Origin of the sequence: Ralstonia sp. NFACC01, assembly GCF_900115545.1 — a bacterium.
Taxonomy (GTDB): domain Bacteria; phylum Pseudomonadota; class Gammaproteobacteria; order Burkholderiales; family Burkholderiaceae; genus Ralstonia; species Ralstonia mojiangensis.
Genome location: NZ_FOWV01000001.1, coordinates 444,443 through 464,670 on the forward strand (window position 1 = coordinate 444,443; position 20,228 = coordinate 464,670).

Sequence of the window (20,228 nt, forward strand, 5' to 3'; positions counted from 1 at the left end):
ACCACGTTACTTCACCGGAGAAGCTCGCATGCATACCGAACCGATGTCCGTGATTCCCACCACCCGTCCGCGCCGCCTGTATCGCGTGCTGACCTGGCTTGCCGCCGCAGCCGTGGCGATCGGCATGTCCTATGCCCGCGCGGCCGACAATGTCGCGCCAACCTGCACAGCGGAGGCGCAGCGCATCCGCAGCGAACTCGGAAACCAGGATCTGCCGATTTTCAATGACCAAGCTGGGCGTTACCTCGCCGACGCGTTGAGCCAGCTCTACGCATACGGCACGCTGCCCAACCGCTACGTGCCCGAGCGCCAGGCCAACTGGGAGCCGGGTGCCAATCGCCCCGTCATGATGCAGAAGCGCAGCATCGGTGGTGATTTATGGGCGCAGACCGGTCTGTTGCAGGCCGATATCGACGATGGTCTTTCCAAGCGCGGCCCGCTGCGGCTGGTTTATGCGCAGGATGGCAAGCCGCAATACGTCACGACCACCGCCGCAAATGCGCCGCAGATCCCCACGCAGCGCTGCGCGGGCACGTGAGCGACCGCCCGGCCGCGTCAGGCTTTCGCCTGGCGCGCCATCTCGACGCCCTTGTTGGCCAGCGCATCGGCGCGCTCATTGCCGGGATGGCCGGCATGGCCCTTGACCCAATGCCAGCTCACCTCGTGGCCGGTGACGAGTTCGTCGAGCGTGCGCCAGAGGTCGTCGTTCTTGACCGGTTTCTTGTCGGCCGTCTTCCAGCCGCGGGCTTTCCAGCCGGCCAACCATTCGCTGATGCCCTTCTGCACGTATTGCGAATCGGTGTACACCTGCACCCGGCACGGCCGCTTGAGTGCGCGAAACGCCTCGATCACGGCCATCAGCTCCATGCGGTTATTGGTGGTCAGCGTTTCGCCGCCAAAGAGTTCTTTTTCGTGGCTGCCCGAGACGAGCACGGTGCCCCAGCCGCCGAGGCCGGGGTTGCCCTTGCACGCGCCATCGGAATAAACGGTGACTTCCTGCATTGAGAAACGTGGGTGACGTGTGAGTGGAACGGCAGCGCTCAGGCGCCCGATTTGCCGTCTCGCGCCGTGACCGATGGCGCCTTGGTCGAATGCGAGCCCGAAGGTGTTGCGACCGGCGTACCGGCCGGCACCAGCGCCGGCGATTTGCGTGTCTTCCATGCCGGGCCGACCAGACGCATGGTGCGCACGCGCTTGACGGCCTGCAGCATGTAGACCGCGCCGAAGATCGGCCACCAGCGGTCGCCGGCCTTTTCCATGAAGGCGGTGCGCTGCAGCCATTTGTCTGAACGATTGGGCGGGCAGTAGCAGCCGAAACGGCCGCGCACGATATCAAATCCGAGCAGCTTGAGCCAGTCTTTCAGTCGCGTGAACGCAATCATCTGGCTCTGAGCCGGCAGAAACGATTCCGTGCCCAGGCGCCGCATGCCTTGGCGCATACCCCAAAGGCTCAGCGGGTTGAAGCCGGTGATGACCAGGCGCCCCTCGGGCATCAGCACGCGCGCCACCTCGCGCAGCACTTCATGCGGATCATCCGTGAACTCGAGCACGTGGGGCAGCGCGACGAGGTCGATGCTCTGCGAAGCGAAGGGCAGTTCGTCATAGCGGCAGATGACGCGCGGTGTGGCCTGGCGCTGGGGCGTGCTGGCGTCGGGCTCTGTGTCAGCCGCGTCGGCGGATTCGGCGGGGTCGCCGTCCATCGGGTCGAGCGTTTCGGTGGGGGCAGTCGGGTCAATGTCATCCACCACACGCGCGATCAGCGGGATGCGGTTCTCGCGCAGTGCCCCAAAACCAGGGTGGCCGAGCTGCAGCGCGTGATAGCCGAACATGTCGGCCACCGTGCGATCGAACTGCGCCTGTTCCCAGCGCAGGACATATTGCCCGGGCGGCGAAGCGAGCCAGTGGTGCCAATCTATAATGCGACGATCGTTAGAGGAGTCGGACATGGTCCAGGGTGGTGTGCCGCGTGGTGTAGCGCTTGAGGTGGAGGCGATCGCTGCGTTTACCGACAATTATATTTGGGCACTACACGATGGCCGTGTGGCTGCTGTCGTCGACCCGGGCGACGCGCAACCGGTGCTGCGCTTCCTGAAGGAACGCGGGCTCGCGCTCGGTGCCATTGTAATCACACATCATCATGGCGATCACGTCGGCGGCGTGCGCGAACTGCTCGCGGCGTATCCGGAAAATCCCGAAGGTGCGCCATTGCAGGTCATCGGCCCAGCAGGTGAAGCGATCCCGTGCCGCACGCAGGCGGTGCGTGAAGGCGATGTCGTCACGCTTTTGCAGCCGGCCGCCACATTTCGGGTGATCGATGTGCCGGGTCATACCAGCGGCCACGTCGCCTATGTGGGGCACCTTCAGGGTAATGCCGCATCGGCGAGCTTGTTTTGTGGCGATACACTCTTCGCCACCGGTTGCGGCCGGCTTTTTGAGGGTACGCCTGCGCAGATGCGCGCGTCGCTGGCCAAGCTGGCGGCGCTGGCGCCCGATACGCGTGTCTACTGCGCGCATGAATACACTGCATCGAATGTGCGCTTTGCGCGTGCAGTCGAACCTGGCAACGCCGACTTGGCGGCCTGGGAGGATGAGGTAACGGCGTTGCGGGCCGAGGGCCGCTCGACTGTACCCACTACCGTTGGCCATGAGCGCGCGACCAATCCCTTCATGCGATCGGACGACGTCAATGTGACGCAGGCCGTGGCACGCCATGCCGGTATCGACGCGGATGATCCGGTGGCAGTCTTCGCCGCGTTGCGTCAGTGGAAGAACGATTTCCGTTGAGAATGCTGGGCGCGCGGCGATGCCGCGGCCACATGTGATGCATCCAGCAGGCGCGACGCCGGGTGAACGCGGGTTGACGCGGTCGGATGCGTTTCTTACTATCTGGGGCAATTTTTAGCCCTAACCTCACAGAACTTGATGCGATCCGTGCGACTTCTTGCGGCAACTGTGCTCAGTCTGCTCCTTGCGGCCTGTGCAACGGCCCCCGGGCCGAACGCCGACACAGCCAGCACCAGCGCTTCCACCGCCACCGGCCAAGCCCCTGCGCCGGTCGTCAATGTCGATCAGCAGCCCGTGGCATCCCTGAAAGGGCCGGCCAAGGATCTCTGGGCGCGCATTCGCCAAGGTTTCTCCATGCCCGACCTGCAAAGCTCGGCTGTGGACGATCGTACCGACTGGTATGCGCAGCGCCCAGACGCTTTCCGCCGCATGGTGGATCGCTCCAACCGCTACCTGTATCACATCGTTGAAGAGCTGGAGCGGCGCAATATGCCCACCGAGCTGGCCCTGCTGCCGTTCGTGGAAAGCGCGTTCAACCCACAGGCTGTGTCGAGCGCCAAGGCCGCCGGAATGTGGCAGTTCATCCCGAGCACCGGCAGAACGTACAACCTCAAGCAGAATGTCTTCCAGGACGAGCGTCGCGATGTGCTTGCCTCGACCGATGCTGCGCTTGACTATCTTTCCAAGCTGCACGATCAGTTTGGCGACTGGCAACTCGCGCTGGCCGCCTACAACTGGGGCGAAGGTGCGGTTGCGCGGGCGATTGCGCGTAATCAGGCAGCTGGCCTGTCGACGGATTACGTCAACCTGAACATGCCCGCCGAGACGCGCATGTATGTGCCCAAGCTCCAAGCGGTGAAGAACATCATTGCTAACCCGGAGCGCTACGGCGTCACGCTGCCGGAGATTCCCAACCATCCGTACTTCGTCACCGTCACAACGTCACGTGATATTGATGTGACGCTGGCGGCCAAGCTGGCGAATCTGCCGATGGATGAGTTCAAGGCGCTGAACCCATCGTTTAACCGGCCGGTGATCCTGGGCGCGTCGAACCCACAGATTCTTCTGCCGTACGACAACGCAGAAACGTTCCAATACAACCTGAACACATACCGCGGCGGTCTTTCGAGCTGGACGGCCGTGACGGTCGGCAATCGCGAGCGTGTGGAGGCGTTGGCGGCGCGGCTGAAGGTTGACCCCGACACCATTCGCGAGATCAATCGCATTCCGAAGGGCATGCGTTTGAAGGCCGGCTCCACCGTGGTGGTGCCGCGCGCCGACGGCGCCCAGGAAAACGCACCCGACATCAGCCCCGAGTTGGCCGAGAACGCCACCATGGCAGTCGAACCCGACATGCCGGATCTCAGAAAGGTGGTGGTGCGCGCGGGCAAGCGTGACACGGTTGCGGGTCTGTCGCGGCGCTACGGCGTGTCCGTTGCCCAGATTCGTGCGTGGAACCAGCTCCCCGGCGATGCCATCCCCAAGGGGCACAGTGTCGTGCTGATGCTGCCGCAAGCGCGCGGTGGCAGCCGTGGTGGGCATGTGCGCGTGATGCGCGTGTCGGCCACGACGGCGCGCGCCACAGCGGCAACCACGCGCGTGCCAACTGCGAAGGTGGCCGGCAAGCCGGTGGTCAAGGCTAAACCGGTGGCAACTTCATCCAGTTCGGCCAAGCGCAAGAAGCGCTGAGGCTGGCAAGAAAAACGGCGTCCTGCGGGGCGCCGTTTTGTTTTGGGGCGGCGGTAAGACCTGCGTAAGTTGGCGACCGCAAAGTAAGTGTATCCAAGCACAATCAAGATTGAGCCATCGCACACGATGGCCAGGAGACAACGTCATGCCCATGTCCGCCGCATATCGCGCGCTGTATCAGCGCTCCATTGACGATCCCACAGGCTTTTGGGGTGAGCAGGCCCAGCGCATCGAGTGGCAAACGCCGTATTCGGCAGTCCTCGACGATTCGCGCTTGCCGTTCGCAAAGTGGTTCGTGGGCGGGCGCACCAACCTCTGCCACAACGCCGTCGATCGGCATCTCGCCACGCGCGGTGAGCAAGCGGCGCTGGTGTACGTCTCCACCGAAACCGGCCTGGAGACCACCTACACATATCGCCAGCTCCATCGCGAGGTCAACCGCATGGCGGCGAGTCTGCAGGCGCTGGGTGTCAGGCGCGGCGATCGCGTGCTGATTTACCTGCCGATGATTCCCGAGGCCGCGTTCGCCATGCTGGCCTGTGCACGCATCGGCGCGATCCACTCGGTGGTGTTCGGCGGTTTCGCATCCAACAGCCTCGCTACGCGCATTGACGACGCTACGCCGCGTGTGATCGTGAGTGCGGATGCGGGCTCGCGAGCGGGCAAGGTGGTCGAATACAAGCCGTTGCTTGACGCGGCGATTGACCTGGCGGCGCACAAGCCTGAGCGCGTGCTGCTCGTCAATCGCAAACTCGCGCCCATGCAGCACAACCCGCGCGATGTTGATTACGCAACGCTCGCGGCAGAGCACGCGAATGCCGATGTGCCATGCGAATGGATGGAGTCGAGCGAGCCCTCGTACATCCTCTACACCTCGGGTACGACTGGCAAACCGAAAGGCGTCCAGCGCGATACCGGCGGCTATGCGGTGGCACTGGCGGCGTCGATGCCGCTCATTTTTGGCGCGCAGCCCGGCGACACGATGTTCACTGCATCGGATGTCGGCTGGGTGGTCGGCCACAGCTACATCGTTTATGCGCCGCTGCTGGCGGGCCTGACGACGGTCATGTACGAAGGCACGCCAATCCGCCCTGACGGCGCGGTCTGGTGGCGCATCGTCGAGCAATACCGCGTGAATGTGATGTTCACCGCGCCGACCGCCATTCGCGTGCTGAAGAAGCAGGATCCAGCGCTGCTGCAGGGACATGACCTGTCGAGTCTGCGCCGCCTGTTTCTTGCCGGCGAGCCGCTGGACGAGCCCACTGCCAGCTGGATCGGCGAGGCCCTGCACAAGCCCATCGTCGACAACTACTGGCAGACCGAAACTGGCTGGCCGATGTTGGCCATTCCGCAAGGGGTCGAGCCTTCCATGCAAAAGCTCGGCTCGCCGGGCTTTCCGGTCTATGGCTACAAGCTCGACATCCTGGACGAGGCTACGGGGCAGCCATGCGCCCCGGGGGAGAAAGGGCTCCTCGCCGTCGCCGCGCCGCTGCCGCCGGGCTGCATGACCACCGTCTGGGGCGACGATGCTCGCTTTCTGAAGACCTACTGGTCGGCGTTTCCTGGGCGGCACATCTATTCGAGCTTCGACTGGGGCGTGCGCGACGAAGAGGGCTACGTGACCATCCTCGGCCGCACCGACGATGTGATCAACGTGGCGGGGCATCGCCTCGGCACGCGCGAGATCGAAGAGAGTCTGTCGTCACATCCGGCCATCGCCGAGGTGGCGGTGGTGGGCGTGGCTGATCAACTCAAGGGACAGGTTGCGATGGGGTTTGCCATCGTGCGTGACGCCTCGCGCATTACCGAGGCGGCAGGGCGCTTGGCCCTGGAAGGCGAGTTGATGCGCACGGTCGAGGCGCAACTCGGTGCTGTGGCGCGGCCTTCGCGGGTGTTCTTTGTCGGGGCGCTGCCCAAGACGCGTTCCGGAAAACTGCTGCGCCGCGCGATGCAGGCCGTAGCGGAAGGGCGTGACCCGGGCGATCTGACCACGATCGAAGACCCGACGGCACTGGCTCAGGTGCAGGCTGCTATGCGAGGTGAGTAGGGCGGCAGAAAAGTGATGCTCTCGCTAGCTTGAGGTTGGGTTCGCCGGGATGGAAGAGCGTCACAACGCGAGGTGGCACACGCCGTTAAGTCCTTCCTTTCATTGAGTTTTTTGCGGCGCCAGGGTATAATCGTCAGGTTTGAGTTCAGAAACCCATCACCCTAGCGCCAACCGCTTCCTACCTCCCGCCTCCCGCCCCGTCTGCCTCGTTTCTCGGTGATTTCTGGTGAGTTCTGTCCCAGTTCCGATTTTCGGCGCGCAAACGGCCCGGATTCCGCTCAGCCGGAATTCCGCTTTGGCGATAAGGTGATCAGGTCGGCACAGGGTGAATCCAGCAGGAGCTACCCGTGTTGCCGTCTTTCCCGCCCGCCATCCTCGCGCTTGCAGACGGCACGGTCTTTCGTGGCTATTCCATCGGTGCGGCCGGTCATACGATCGGCGAAGTGGTGTTCAACACCGCCATCACCGGCTATCAGGAAATCCTTACCGATCCGAGCTACTCGCGCCAGATCGTCACGCTCACGTATCCGCATATCGGCAACGTTGGCGTGAACCGTGAGGACGTCGAAGCTACGAAAGTCCATGCCGCCGGCCTCATCATCAAGGATCTGCCGATCCTCGCGTCCAACTTCCGCAAGGAGCACTCGCTCTCGCATTACCTCAAGGGTGAGAAGGTCGTTGCCATCGCCGGAATCGATACCCGCAAGCTGACCCGAATCCTGCGCGAGAAGGGCGCTCAGAACGGTTGCATCCTCGCCGGCGAAGACAACGTGCAGAAAGCCATCGACCTGGCGCGCTCGTTCCCCGGCCTGTCGGGCATGGACCTGGCGAAGGTCGTATCCGTGACCGAACCGTACGAGTGGACCCAGACCGAATGGGCGCTGGGCCGAGGCTACGGCAAGCAGGAAGCCCCGAAGTACCACGTGGTCGCGTATGACTTCGGCGTCAAGTTCAACATCCTGCGCATGCTGGCCGAGCGTGGCTGCCGCGTGACGGTGGTGCCGGCACAAACCAGCGCGGCCGAGGTGCTGGCGCATAACCCGGACGGCGTATTCCTCTCCAACGGCCCCGGCGATCCGGAACCCTGCGACTACGCTATCGCTGCCGCCAAGGAATTCCTGGAGCGTCGCCTGCCGACGTTCGGCATCTGCCTAGGTCACCAGATCATGGGCCTGGCCGTAGGCGCCAAGACGCTGAAGATGAAAACCGGTCACCACGGTGCCAACCACCCGGTCAAGGATCTGCAGGATGGCCGTGTGGTCATCACCTCGCAGAACCACGGTTTTGCTGTGGACCCGGAATCGCTGCCGGCCAACGCGCGCGTGACGCACGTCTCGCTGTTCGACGGCACGCTGCAGGGCTTCGAGCTGACCGACCGCCCGGCGTTCTGCTTCCAGGGCCACCCGGAAGCGTCGCCCGGTCCGCACGACATCGCGTATCTGTTTGACCGCTTCACCGCGGCAATGGACGCAGCGAAGCAGTAAAGCAAACGAGATCGCATCGTCATGAACGCCTTCATGCTCGCCCACTTCGGCATCACCGAGTTCTGGACTTTCCTGCTCGGCACGATCTTCATCGTGCTGCTGCCGGGGCCGAACTCGATGTACGTGCTGTCGGTGGCCGCCCGCCGCGGTGTGCGCACGGGCTACCAGGGCGCGTGCGGCGTGTTTCTGGGCGATGCCATCCTGATGGTGTTGTCGGCAGCAGGCGTGGCTTCGCTGTTGAAGGCGAGTCCGGCGCTGTTCTACGTCGTGAAGTACATCGGTGCGGCCTACCTGGCGTGGATCGGTCTGCAGATGCTGCGTGGCGCGGTACGCAATTGGCGCGCGCGCAAGGCCGGCGAATCCGTCGCACAAGACGCGGCGCCGGCCGATGAATCGCACCCGTTCAAGAAGGCGCTGATCATCAGCCTGCTGAACCCGAAGGCGATCCTGTTCTTCATCTCGTTCTTCATCCAGTTCGTCGACCCGCACTATGCGCTGCCGGTGGTGTCGTTCGTCGTGCTGGGGCTGGTCTGCCAGATCTGCAGCTTCCTGTACCTGACCACCATCATCTTCGTGGGCGCGCGGCTGGCCGCGGAGTTCCGCGCGCGACGACGTTTGTCTGCCGGTATGAGCAGCGGCGTCGGCGCCATGTTTATCGGCTTCTCCGCCAAGCTGGCGACGGCCACACTGAATTAATCGAATCGAGCGGGTTATGCCAAAACGTACAGATATCAAAACCATCCTGATCATCGGCGCGGGTCCGATCATCATCGGCCAGGCGTGTGAATTCGATTACTCCGGCGCGCAGGCTTGCAAGGCGCTCCGCGAAGAAGGCTTCAAGGTGGTCCTGGTCAACAGCAACCCGGCCACGATCATGACCGACCCGAACACGGCCGATGTGACCTACATCGAGCCGATCACGTGGGAAGTGGTCGAGCGCATCATCGCCAAGGAGCGTCCGGATGCGATCCTGCCGACCATGGGCGGCCAGACCGCGCTGAACTGCGCGCTGGACCTGCATCGCCATGGCGTGCTGAAGAAGTACAACGTCGAGCTGATCGGCGCATCGCCCGAGGCGATCGACAAGGCCGAAGACCGTCAGAAGTTCAAAGACGCGATGACCAAGATCGGTCTGGGCTCGGCCAAGTCGGGCATTGCGCATTCGATGGACGAAGCCGTGGCCGTGCAGTCGCAAATCGCCAAGGAAACCGGCACGAGCGGCTACCCGATCGTGATCCGTCCGTCGTTCACGCTGGGCGGCACGGGCGGCGGCATCGCCTACAACCGCGAAGAATTCGAAGAGATCTGCAAGCGCGGTCTCGACCTCTCGCCGACCAACGAGCTGCTGATCGAAGAGTCGCTGCTCGGCTGGAAGGAATACGAGATGGAAGTCGTGCGCGACAAGGCCGACAACTGCATCATCGTCTGCTCGATCGAAAACCTGGACCCGATGGGCATCCACACCGGTGACTCCATCACCGTGGCCCCGGCACAGACGCTGACCGACAAGGAATACCAGATCCTGCGTAACGCCTCGCTGGCTGTGCTGCGCGAGATTGGTGTGGATACGGGTGGTTCGAACGTGCAGTTCTCGATCAATCCGAAGGACGGTCGCATGATCGTCATCGAGATGAACCCGCGTGTGTCGCGTTCGTCGGCACTGGCTTCGAAGGCCACCGGTTTCCCGATCGCCAAGGTTGCTGCCAAGCTGGCCGTCGGTTACACGCTGGACGAGCTGAAGAACGAAATCACTGGTGGCGCGACCCCGGCGTCGTTCGAGCCGTCGATCGACTACGTGGTCACCAAGGTGCCGCGTTTCGCGTTCGAAAAATTCCCGCAGGCCGACAGCCACCTGACCACGCAGATGAAGTCGGTCGGTGAGGTGATGGCCATGGGCCGTACCTTCCAGGAATCGTTCCAGAAGGCGCTGCGCGGCCTGGAAGTCGGCGTAGATGGCCTGGACGAAAAGTCCACCGACCGCGACGAGATCATCGAAGAGATCGGCGAAGCCGGTCCGGACCGCATCTGGTATCTGGGCGATGCATTCCGCCTGGGCCTGTCGATCGACGAGGTCTACTCCGAGACCGCCGTTGACCCCTGGTTCCTCGCGCAGATCGAAGACATCGTCAAGACCGAAGCGCTGGTCAAGGCTCGCACACTGGATAGCCTGTCGGCTGCCGAGCTGCGTCTGCTCAAGCAGAAGGGCTTCTCCGACCGCCGCCTTGCCAAGCTGATGAAGACGACTTCCAAGGCCGTGCGTGAGAAGCGTATCGCCGAGAAGGTCCGTCCGGTCTACAAGCGCGTGGACACCTGCGCTGCCGAATTCGCCACCAACACCGCGTATCTGTACTCGACCTATGAGGCTGAGCACGGCGAGTGCGAAGCCGAGCCGACCAGCAACAAGAAGATCATGGTTCTGGGTGGTGGCCCGAACCGGATCGGCCAAGGCATCGAGTTCGACTACTGCTGCGTGCACGCTGCGCTGGCGCTGCGCGAAGACGGGTACGAGACCATCATGGTCAACTGCAACCCGGAAACCGTTTCGACCGATTACGACACCTCCGATCGCCTGTACTTCGAGCCGGTGACGCTGGAAGACGTGCTCGAGATCGTGGACAAGGAGAAGCCGGTCGGCGTGATCGTGCAATACGGCGGCCAGACCCCGCTGAAGCTCGCGCTCGACCTGGAAGCCAACGGCGTGCCCATCATCGGCACGTCGCCGGACATGATCGATGCGGCCGAAGACCGTGAGCGCTTCCAGAAGCTGCTGCACGAGCTGGGCCTGCGCCAGCCGCCCAACCGCACCGCACGCGCAGAAGATGAGGCGCTCAAGCTGGCCGAAGAAATCGGCTACCCCCTGGTGGTGCGCCCGTCGTACGTGCTCGGCGGCCGTGCGATGGAAATCGTGCATGAGCCGCGCGACCTCGAGCGCTATATGCGTGAAGCCGTGAAGGTGTCGAATGACAGCCCCGTGCTGCTCGATCGCTTCCTGAACGACGCCATCGAATGCGACGTGGATTGCCTGTCTGACGGCAAGCGTGTGTTCATCGGCGGCGTGATGGAGCACATCGAGCAGGCCGGCGTGCACTCGGGTGACTCGGCTTGCTCGCTGCCGCCGTATTCGCTGTCGCAGGCCACCGTGGATGAACTCAAGCGCCAGACCGCCGCGATGGCGAAGGCGCTGAACGTGGTTGGTCTGATGAACGTGCAGTTCGCCATCCAGCAGAAGGGCGGCGAAGACATCGTCTACGTGCTCGAAGTGAACCCACGTGCTTCGCGTACGGTGCCGTACGTTTCGAAGGCGACTGGTGTCTCGTTGGCCAAGGTTGCGGCTCGCTGCATGGCAGGTCAGTCGTTGGATTCGCAAGGCATCGAAAAGGAAATCGTGCCGGCGTACTACAGCGTCAAGGAAGCCGTGTTCCCGTTCAACAAGTTCCCGGGCGTCGACCCGGTGCTTGGACCGGAAATGCGCTCCACTGGCGAAGTGATGGGCGTTGGCAAGACCTTCGGCGAGGCGCTCTTCAAGAGCCAGCTCGCTGCTGGTTCGCGCCTGCCCGAGAAGGGGACTGTGCTGATGACGGTCAAGGACAGCGACAAGCCGCAAGCCGTGGAAGTGGCCCGTGCGCTGCATACGCTGGGCTACCCGATCGTGGCGACGCGTGGTACGGCTTCGGCGATTGAAGCTGCCGGCATTCCCGTGCGCGTGGTGAACAAGGTGAAGGATGGCCGCCCGCACATTGTCGACATGATCAAGAACAGCGAGATCGCACTCGTCTTCACGACCGTCGACGAGACGCGTGCCGCGATTGCCGACTCGCGTTCCATCCGCCAGGCAGCGTTGGCCCAACGCGTGACGTACTACACGACCATCGCCGGCGCTCGCGCTGCGGTGGAGGGCCTGAAGCATATGCAACACCTGGATGTGTACGATCTGCAGGGTCTGCACGCCACCCTGTAAGCCCATCGTCAGGGCCCGCGACGCGGCATAGCGTCGCGGCGAGTCGCCCGGAGAGGGGCAGTTGCCGCCTCCGGACGCTTCGCCTAAACTAGAGCGTCCGTGTCAAAACAACGACAGCCGCCGTCAGGCGGGTGTGCGCTACGCGCCCTCCCGCTTCGCAGCGGCTGATTTTTTTGTGATTCCGAAATACTTACGATGAGCACCATTCCGATTACCAAGCGCGGTGCCGAGATGCTGAAAGACGAACTCCAACGTCTGAAGACCAAGGAGCGTCCGGCCGTCGTCAACGCCATCGCCGAGGCACGTGCCCAGGGCGATTTGTCCGAAAACGCCGACTATGATGCTGCCAAGGAGCGCCAGGGCTTCATCGAAGGCCGCATCCAGGAAATCGAAGGCAAGCTGTCCGCCGCGCAGATCATCGATCCGGCTTCGCTGGATGCCGACGGTCGCATCGTTTTCGGCGCAACCATTGACCTGGAAGATCTGGATTCGGGCAAGCCCGTCACGTACCAGATCGTTGGTGATGACGAAGCCGATCTGGAAACCGGCAAGATCTCGATCAGCTCGCCGATCGCTCGTGCGTTGATCGGCAAGTTCGAAGGCGACGTCGCCACCGTGGTCGCCCCGGGCGGCGAACGCGAGTACGAAGTCCTGGCTGTCAAATACCTTTAACTCGATCCGAGACAACCGCCATGCCGCAGCGCATCTTCCAGTTGCTTGCCACGGTATGGTGCGGTTCGCTCTGGACTATCGGCTACATCGTCGCTCCGACGCTGTTTGCGATGCTGGACGATCGCCAGCTGGCCGGCTCGATTGCAGGCCGGTTGTTTCATGCGCAAGCGTGGATCGGCCTGGCGGCGGGGTGTTTGCTGCTGCTGGCTGCCACGGCGCTGGTGCGTCGCGGTGAGGTCGGTTACCGGCGGCTGCGTTGGCTTGTGCTGGCGATGCTGCTGTGTGTGCTGGTGGGCTATTTCGGCCTGCAGCCGTTCATGGCTTCGCTGCGCGAACAGGCCGATGCGCTTGGCGTGGCGGTGGGAAATTCTCCGTACCGTGCACAGTTCGGCATGCTGCACGGCGTATCGAGCGTGTTCTATTTGGTGCAGAGCCTCCTGGGGGTTGCGCTGATCTGGAAGGCGGCTGGCGTTCGGTAAGCCACCTGAGGCCAAAAAAAAGACCGGCTGAAAAGCCGGTCGTTTTTTGTGCAGCCCCGAATTGGATCAGGACAGCGCTTTCTTTTTCTGGCTGGTTTGACGCGGCTTGGCGCGCTTGACGTTGCCACCGGCCGTGACGCGCTCGTTGCCGAGCACGCTCAGACGGACCGGCTTCGGGCGGCGTGCGCTGTTCGGGTTCGGCTTGCGCACGGTGACCGAGCGCGGACCGGCGCCAACGGTAGTCTTGCGCGACGGTTTGAGGTCTCGCGGCTGGTTTTCCTTCAGGTACGCCGGGCCCTCGCGCCAGATGACCAGCAGCTTGCCGATGTGTTGCACCGGCGCGGCCTGCAGGCGGGCGCAAATGGTGTCATAGAGTTCGATCCGTGCTTCGCGGTCATCGCCGAAGACGCGAATCTTGATCAGCCCGTGGGCCGCCAGTGAGCGGTCGATTTCGGCCAGAACGGCCTTGGTCAGGCCCTCCGCACCGATGATGACGACCGGGTTCAACGCGTGCGCTTCGGAGCGCAGTTCCGATCGTTGGGCAGGGGTGAGGATAAGGGCGGGCATAAATAAGGGCGGGATCACGCAAAGAGACAAACGGCGCGTATTATCCGCCAAAACCAGTCCCGGCCGCCATGTTTGGCGCTACGTTCGGGCGAAATTGCAACCAATTCGATGGCAAAGAACAAGTTCAACCAGTCGTGGCTGCACGACCATATCAACGATCCGTACGTAAAGTTGGCGCAGCGCGAAGGCTATCGTGCACGTGCGGCCTACAAACTCAAAGAGATCGACGAGCAGGACAAGCTGATCAAGCCGGGTCAGGTCATCGTTGACCTGGGCGCCGCGCCGGGCAGCTGGAGCCAGTACGTGCGCAACAAGCTGGCCGCCTCGCCACGCGCCAAGGACGGCCGTATCGATGGGGCAATCGTCGCCATCGACATCCTGCCGATGGAAGCCATCGCCGACGTCACCTTCATCCAGGGCGACTTCCGCGAGGACGACGTTTTCCATCAACTCGAAGAAATCGTGCTGGAAGCCACGGGCGGGGGCAAAGTGGACCTTGTTTTGTCCGATATGGCCCCCAATCTCTCAGGTGTGGCGTCGGCGGACGCCGCGCGCATGGAGCACATCGCCGAGCTGGCTGTGGAATTTGCCATGGCGCACCTGAAACCTGAGGGCGCGCTGCTGATCAAATGTTTTCACGGCAGCGGCTATAGTCAGATCGTCGAGATGTTCAAGCGCCATTTCAAGATCGTGGCGCCACGCAAGCCTAAAGCCTCCCGCGACAAATCGTCCGAAACATTCTTGTTGGGCCGCCAGTTCAAGCATCCCGGCTGACGGACGATACTCAGGAAGGGCCCCCGGCTGGCGCGGCGGTCTGTCGGTCTTGCGGGCAATCAACCCGCGGCGGTGTCCGTGCATTACAATGCCAAGCATCCCGTCAAGGCATTTCTAAAGGAGTCTCGCCTTGAATAACAACTGGTTTCAGAAGGCGGCCATCTGGCTGGTGATTGCCTTGGTGCTGTTCACCGTCTTCAAGCAGTTCGACAAGCCGCGCGCCCAAGAGGGTGTGACGTACTCGCAATTCATGGACGACGCGAAGGCCGGCAAGGTCAAGCGCGTGGAGGTCCAGGGCCGTACTTTGTTGGTCACGCCCAACGAGGGCAACAAATATTCCATCATCTCGCCCGGCGACATCTGGATGGTGGGCGACCTGATGAAGTACGGCGTACAGGTGACCGGCAAGGCGGAAGAAGAGCAAGGTGTGCTTCTCACCGCGCTTTACTACCTCGGCCCGACGTTGCTGATCATCGTGTTCTGGTTCTACATGATGCGGCAGATGCAGGGCGGCGGGAAAGGCGGTGCCTTCTCGTTCGGGAAGTCTCGGGCGCGGTTGATTGACGAGAACAACAATAGCGTCACGTTTGCTGACGTGGCAGGCTGTGACGAGTCGAAGGAGGAAGTCGTTGAGCTGGTCGACTTCCTGAAAGACCCGCAGAAGTTCCAAAAGCTAGGCGGCCGCATCCCGCGCGGCGTACTGCTGGTGGGCCCTCCTGGTACTGGTAAGACGCTGCTGGCTCGCGCCATTGCTGGCGAAGCCAAGGTGCCGTTCTTCAGCATCTCCGGTTCGGACTTCGTTGAAATGTTCGTTGGCGTGGGCGCGGCCCGCGTGCGCGACATGTTCGAAAACGCCAAGAAGCAGGCACCCTGCATCGTGTTCATCGATGAAATCGATGCGGTCGGTCGCCACCGCGGCGCCGGCATGGGCGGCGGCAACGACGAGCGCGAGCAGACGCTGAACCAAATGCTGGTCGAGATGGACGGTTTCGAGGCCAACTCGGGCGTCATCGTGATCGCCGCAACCAACCGTGCCGACGTGCTCGACAAGGCGCTGTTGCGCCCGGGCCGTTTCGATCGTCAGGTTTACGTTGGGCTGCCCGACATCCGCGGCCGCGAGCAGATTCTCAAGGTGCACATGCGCAAGGTGCCGATCGGCAACGACGTTGATGCATCGGTGCTGGCACGTGGCACGCCGGGCTTCTCTGGCGCTGATCTGGCCAACCTGGTTAACGAAGCTGCGCTGTTTGCTGCGCGCCGTAACAAGCGCGTGGTCGACATGCAGGACTTCGAAGACGCTAAGGACAAGATCTACATGGGTCCGGAGCGCAAGTCGGCCGTGATCCGCGAAGAGGAACGCCGCGCTACGGCGTACCACGAGTCGGGTCATGCGGTGGTGGCCAAGCTGCTGCCGAAGGCTGATCCGGTGCACAAGGTCACGATCATGCCGCGCGGTTGGGCGGGCGGTCTGACTTGGCAGCTGCCTGAGCACGACAAGCACTACGCCTACAAGGACACGATGCTCGAAGAGGTCGCGATTTTGTTCGGTGGCCGTGCTGCAGAAGAGGTGTTCCTGGGCGCGATGAGTACCGGTGCCTCCAACGACTTCGAGCGCGCCACCAAGATGGCCCGCGATATGGTGACGCGCTATGGCATGAGCGACGCGCTCGGCACCATGGTCTACGTTGATACGGAACAGGATGGCTTCTTCGGCCGCATGGCATCGAAGACGGTGTCCGAAGCGACGCAGCAGAAGGTGGATTCGGAAATTCGCCGTATCGTGGATGAACAATACGCCCTGGCCAAGGGGCTGTTGGAAGCGAATCGCGAGAAGGTTGAAGCCATGACCGCCGCGCTGCTCGAGTGGGAAACCATCGACGCCGATCAGGTCAACGACATCATGGACGGCAAGCCGCCGCGCCCGCCGCGCTACGGCTCGACTGGTGGTGGCAGCACCCCGCCGGGTGGTGGGACGCCGGCGGGTGTGACCCCGGGCAACGTGCCTGCCACGGCCTGATGATGACGCGTTGATTTGTCGCTCTGGCAGCGACGCAGAAGAGCCGGTGCAAGCGCACCGGCTTTTTTGTTGGCGCTTTCTGGCATGCCTGGCGTAGCATTCCGGTCCTGCGCAGCATTTCCATCAATCTATCTTGTCCGCTTCCATTTCCACCACAACGCACTTCCAGTGTGGACGTTTCCGTTACGCGCGCGATCGGCGTCCCCTGGTCATGGGCATTCTCAACGTCACGCCCGATTCGTTCTCCGACGGGGGGCAACACGCCACGCGCGATACAGCCTTGCGCCACGCTGAGAGGCTGATCGCCGAAGGCGTGGACATGATCGACATCGGGGGCGAATCGAGTCGTCCGGGTGCCGAGCCGCTGAGCCTGCAGGCCGAGTTGGACCGCGTGATGCCCCTCGTCGAGGCGCTGCGCGAATGCGGCAAACCGCTGTCCATTGACACTTACAAGCCCGAAGTGATGAGGGCCACGCTGGATGCCGGCGCCGATCTGATCAACGACATATGGGGCTTCCGCCGGCCGGGCGCGATCGAGGCAGTAGCCAAGGGCAACGCGGGCCTGTGCGTCATGCACATGCAGCGCGATCCGGAAACGATGCAGGAAGCGCCCAGCTATGCGGACCTGATGGGCGAGGTGGAGACCTTCCTGCGCTCGCAGACGGAGGCGTTGATGGCCGCAGGTGTGGCCGCCGAGCGTATCTCACTCGATCCGGGATTTGGCTTTGGCAAAACGCCGGATCACAATCTCACCATGCTCAATCGCTTGGCGGAGTTCAATCGGATCGGTTTGCCGCTGCTCGTCGGTTTATCGCGCAAATCGACGCTTGGCGCTGTGCTGGGTGGCAAACCGCCGGCCGAGCGCGTGACCGCCAGTGTGGCGGCAGCGCTGCTGGCCGCAGAGCGGGGCGCGTTCATTGTGCGTGTGCACGACGTACAACCGACGGTGGAAGCGATTCAACTCTGGTGGGCCATGCGCCACGAACGGGTGAATCCGCCAGTGGCCTGAGAGCCGCCCCGGCCTCACGCGGCTGGGGGTCAAGCGAATAGAGGATTGCCCGGCGATGGCCGGCGCCTTACAAACAAATAAAGAAACATTCTCCAGGAGAGATTCCCAATGTCCAGGAAGTATTTCGGCACCGACGGCATCCGTGGGCGTGTCGGTGAAAGCCCGATCACGCCTGATTTCGTATTGCGCCTCGGCTACGCAGCGGGGCGTGTGCTGGCCCTTGGCAGCGAAGCACATGGCCATGGTCGTCCCACCGTGCTGATCGGCAAGGACACGCGCCTGTCAGGCTACATGCTGGAAGCCGCGTTGGAAGCTGGCTTTACCGCAGCCGGTGTTGACGTCTTGATGAGCGGGCCGCTGCCCACGCCGGGTGTGGCGTATCTCACGCGTGCGCTGCGGCTGTCGGCGGGTGTGGTGATTTCAGCATCACATAACCCGTATTACGACAACGGCATCAAGTTCTTCTCCGCCACCGGCGACAAGCTGCCTGACGAAACCGAGTTGCAGATCGAGGCCGAGTTGGAAAAACCGATGGTGTACGCGGCCTCGGACGCGCTGGGCCGCGCCCGCCGTATCGAGGATGCTGCTGGCCGTTACATCGAGTTCTGCAAGAGCACGTTCCCCAGCGATCTGAACCTGTTCGGCATGAAGGTCGTGCTGGACAGCGCGCACGGCGCGGCCTATCACATCGCACCGCACGTCTTCCATGAACTGGGCGCGGATGTCGTCTCGATCGGTAATCAGCCGAATGGCCGCAATATCAACGACGGCTATGGCGCGACGGCGCCGGGCAAGTTGGTCGAGGCCACGCGCGAGCATGGTGCCGACATTGGCCTGGCCTTCGACGGCGATGCCGACCGCCTGCAGGTGGTGGACCGCAACGGCCGCCTCTACAACGGGGACGAACTGCTTTACGTGATGGTGCAGGCGCGTCGTGCGGCTGGTCAGGCGGTGCCGGGTGCGGTTGGCACGCTCATGACCAATCTCGCCGTGGAGCTGGCGCTCAAGGCGCAGGGCGTCGAATTCGTACGCGCCAAGGTGGGTGACCGTTACGTGTTGGAGGAGCTGAAGAAGAATGGTTGGCTGCTGGGCGGCGAAGGGTCGGGTCACTTGCTTTGCCTTGACAAGCACAGCACGGGCGACGGCATCATCTCGGCGCTGCAGGTGCTTGCGGCATTGCGTCGCAGTGGCCAGACGCTGGACCAGATGCTAGACGGCGTGCGCCTGTTCCCGCAAAAGCTCATCAACGTGCGCGTCGAGAAAGGCTTCGACTGGAAGTCGCACGCTGGCTTGCAAGCGGCGCTGAAGACCAGCGAAGCTGAGCTTGACGGCAAGGGGCGCGTGTTGATTCGCCCGTCGGGTACGGAGCCGGTCGTTCGCGTGATGGTGGAAGCGCAGGATGCTGAACTGGCCAACCAACACGCGGAGCGTCTTGCAGCGACGTTGCAGTAAGTTCTTGCTCGATCAAATATGTAAGTAAAAAAGCGGCCTCTGGGCCGCTTTTTTTATGCGCACAGGTCGACTTTCATGCCTTGCAGGTCAGTTATGAGAAGTTTTCGTGTTGTCACAGAACTGTCATTCAAGCCGCCTAAAGTTCGGATGTCAAAAATCTGTCATCGCTCAACCGCTCCTCTGGAGAACTCATGAAACTGGTCAAAACCGCAATCGCTGGCGTGGCCGCGCTGGCTTTCGCTGGTGCCGCATTTGCTGTTGACATCACTGGCGCAGGCGCAACGTTCCCGGCACCCGTCTACAACAAGTGGGCGGCCGACTACAACAAGGCGACCCAAACCAAGGTGAACTACCAAGGTATCGGCTCGTCGGGTGGCATCAAGCAGATCACTGCCAAGACCGTCGACTTCGGTGCATCGGACATGCCGCTGAAGGACGAAGAGCTGGCCAAGGATGGTCTGATCCAGTTTCCGACCGTGATTGGCGGCGTGGTGCCTGTGATCAACCTGCCGGGCGTGAAGCCGGGTGAGTTGACGCTGAACGGCCAATTGCTGGGCGACATCTACCTGGGCAAGATCAAGAAGTGGAATGATCCGGCGATCGCCAAGCTGAACCCGAAGGCTAAGCTGCCGGACCAGGACATCCTCGTGGTGCGCCGCGCTGACGGTTCGGGCACCTCGTTCATCTTCACGAATTACCTGTCGAAGGTGAACACCGAGTGGAAGAGCAAGGTTGGCGAAGGCACGACCGTGAACTGGCCGACCGGTACGGGCGGCAAGGGCAACGAAGGCGTGGCCGCTTTCGTGCAGCGTCTGGGTGGCGCAGTTGGCTACGTTGAGTACGCCTACGCCAAGCAGAACAAGATGACGTACGTGAACCTGCAGAACAAGTCGGGCGCCACCGTGCAACCGACCGCTGAAGCGTTCAAGGCCGCAGCTGCCGGCGCCGAGTGGAGCAAGTCGTACTACCAGATCCTGACGGACGAGCCGGGCAAGGATGCATGGCCGATCGCTGGTGCAACGTTCATCCTGCTGCACAAGACGCAAGCCAAGCCGGAGCAGGGCGCTGAAGTCATGAAGTTCTTCGACTGGGCCTATAAGGGTGGTGACGACGCTGCCAAGGGCCTGGACTACGTGCCGCTGCCGGACGCTGTAAAGAACCAGATCCGTGCGACGTGGAAATCGAGCGTGAAGGATGCATCGGGCAAGGTTGTCTACAACCACTGATCGTTGCCTGCTGCATAAAGGCTCGTAAGTAGGTGCAGCACAAGGTGCGGGCGGGCGGTAAGAATTGGCC

At 62.6% G+C, this 20,228-nt stretch carries 17 protein-coding genes; 14 read left to right on the forward strand and 3 right to left on the reverse strand.

Features of this window, described 5'->3' with window-relative positions; translation table 11 throughout:
* Positions 1–28: 28 nt before the first annotated feature.
* A complete protein-coding gene (locus BM136_RS02080) occupies positions 29–538 on the forward strand; it encodes a hypothetical protein (protein ID WP_092969871.1) in 510 nt (169 codons plus the stop codon).
* A 17-nt stretch (positions 539–555) separates the two neighbouring features.
* Here BM136_RS02080 and rnhA read toward each other — a convergent pair whose 3' ends face one another.
* Both rnhA and BM136_RS02090 read right to left on the reverse strand, forming a co-directional pair.
* Positions 556–1,002 (reverse strand): ribonuclease HI, encoded by a 447-nt coding sequence (rnhA, locus tag BM136_RS02085; protein WP_092969873.1) that lies wholly within the window; start codon positions 1,000–1,002, stop codon positions 556–558.
* Between the two features lie 38 nt (positions 1,003–1,040).
* Positions 1,041–1,946: a class I SAM-dependent methyltransferase gene (locus BM136_RS02090; protein WP_175537058.1), complete on the reverse strand. Its 906-nt coding sequence runs from the start codon at positions 1,944–1,946 to the stop codon at positions 1,041–1,043.
* Here BM136_RS02090 and gloB point away from each other — a divergent pair.
* From gloB to BM136_RS02130, 8 genes are all read left to right on the forward strand, one after another.
* Positions 1,945–2,784 (forward strand): hydroxyacylglutathione hydrolase, encoded by an 840-nt coding sequence (gene gloB / locus BM136_RS02095; RefSeq protein ID WP_092969875.1) that lies wholly within the window; start codon positions 1,945–1,947, stop codon positions 2,782–2,784. The two genes, BM136_RS02090 and gloB, sit on opposite strands and share 2 nt — an antisense overlap.
* A 138-nt stretch (positions 2,785–2,922) precedes the next feature.
* Positions 2,923–4,473, forward strand: a complete 1,551-nt coding sequence (locus BM136_RS02100; RefSeq protein WP_092969877.1) for a transglycosylase SLT domain-containing protein — start codon at positions 2,923–2,925, stop codon at positions 4,471–4,473.
* A gap of 145 nt (positions 4,474–4,618) precedes the next feature.
* Positions 4,619–6,520, forward strand: coding sequence for a propionate--CoA ligase (gene prpE, locus BM136_RS02105; protein WP_092969879.1), 1,902 nt, complete (start codon positions 4,619–4,621; stop codon positions 6,518–6,520).
* Between the two features lie 347 nt (positions 6,521–6,867).
* Positions 6,868–8,004 (forward strand): glutamine-hydrolyzing carbamoyl-phosphate synthase small subunit, encoded by a 1,137-nt coding sequence (carA, locus tag BM136_RS02110; RefSeq protein ID WP_092969881.1) that lies wholly within the window; start codon positions 6,868–6,870, stop codon positions 8,002–8,004.
* Between the two features lie 21 nt (positions 8,005–8,025).
* A complete protein-coding gene (gene leuE, locus BM136_RS02115) occupies positions 8,026–8,700 on the forward strand; it encodes a leucine efflux protein LeuE (protein WP_092969883.1) in 675 nt (224 codons plus the stop codon).
* 16 nt (positions 8,701–8,716) lie between these two features.
* The gene (gene carB, locus BM136_RS02120; RefSeq protein ID WP_092969885.1) at positions 8,717–11,962 is read left to right on the forward strand and encodes a carbamoyl-phosphate synthase large subunit; all 3,246 of its coding nucleotides are present in this window, start codon (positions 8,717–8,719) and stop codon (positions 11,960–11,962) included.
* A 195-nt stretch (positions 11,963–12,157) separates the two neighbouring features.
* Entirely contained in the window at positions 12,158–12,634 is a 477-nt protein-coding gene (greA, locus tag BM136_RS02125) for a transcription elongation factor GreA (protein WP_024975432.1), read from the forward strand.
* 20 nt (positions 12,635–12,654) lie between these two features.
* Positions 12,655–13,113 carry a DUF4149 domain-containing protein gene (locus BM136_RS02130; RefSeq protein WP_092969887.1) on the forward strand — a complete coding sequence of 153 codons (459 nt, stop codon included), beginning with the start codon at positions 12,655–12,657 and terminating at the stop codon, positions 13,111–13,113.
* A 66-nt stretch (positions 13,114–13,179) separates the two neighbouring features.
* Here BM136_RS02130 and BM136_RS02135 read toward each other — a convergent pair whose 3' ends face one another.
* A complete protein-coding gene (locus BM136_RS02135) occupies positions 13,180–13,680 on the reverse strand; it encodes a YhbY family RNA-binding protein (RefSeq protein ID WP_092969889.1) in 501 nt (166 codons plus the stop codon).
* Positions 13,681–13,788: 108 nt separating this feature from the next.
* Here BM136_RS02135 and BM136_RS02140 point away from each other — a divergent pair, with 108 nt between their 5' ends.
* The 5 genes from BM136_RS02140 (at position 13,789) to pstS (ending at position 20,158) form a co-directional block, all read left to right on the forward strand.
* Positions 13,789–14,454: an RlmE family RNA methyltransferase gene (locus BM136_RS02140; RefSeq protein WP_092970705.1), complete on the forward strand. Its 666-nt coding sequence runs from the start codon at positions 13,789–13,791 to the stop codon at positions 14,452–14,454.
* Positions 14,455–14,584: 130 nt separating this feature from the next.
* Positions 14,585–16,471: an ATP-dependent zinc metalloprotease FtsH gene (gene ftsH / locus BM136_RS02145; RefSeq protein ID WP_092969891.1), complete on the forward strand. Its 1,887-nt coding sequence runs from the start codon at positions 14,585–14,587 to the stop codon at positions 16,469–16,471.
* 145 nt (positions 16,472–16,616) lie between these two features.
* Positions 16,617–17,480, forward strand: a complete 864-nt coding sequence (gene folP, locus BM136_RS02150; protein WP_139219345.1) for a dihydropteroate synthase — start codon at positions 16,617–16,619, stop codon at positions 17,478–17,480.
* Positions 17,481–17,588: 108 nt separating this feature from the next.
* Positions 17,589–18,932, forward strand: coding sequence for a phosphoglucosamine mutase (gene glmM / locus BM136_RS02155; protein WP_092969894.1), 1,344 nt, complete (start codon positions 17,589–17,591; stop codon positions 18,930–18,932).
* 191 nt (positions 18,933–19,123) lie between these two features.
* A complete protein-coding gene (gene pstS, locus BM136_RS02160; RefSeq protein ID WP_092969896.1) occupies positions 19,124–20,158 on the forward strand; it encodes a phosphate ABC transporter substrate-binding protein PstS in 1,035 nt (344 codons plus the stop codon).
* Positions 20,159–20,228: the final 70 nt, after the last annotated feature.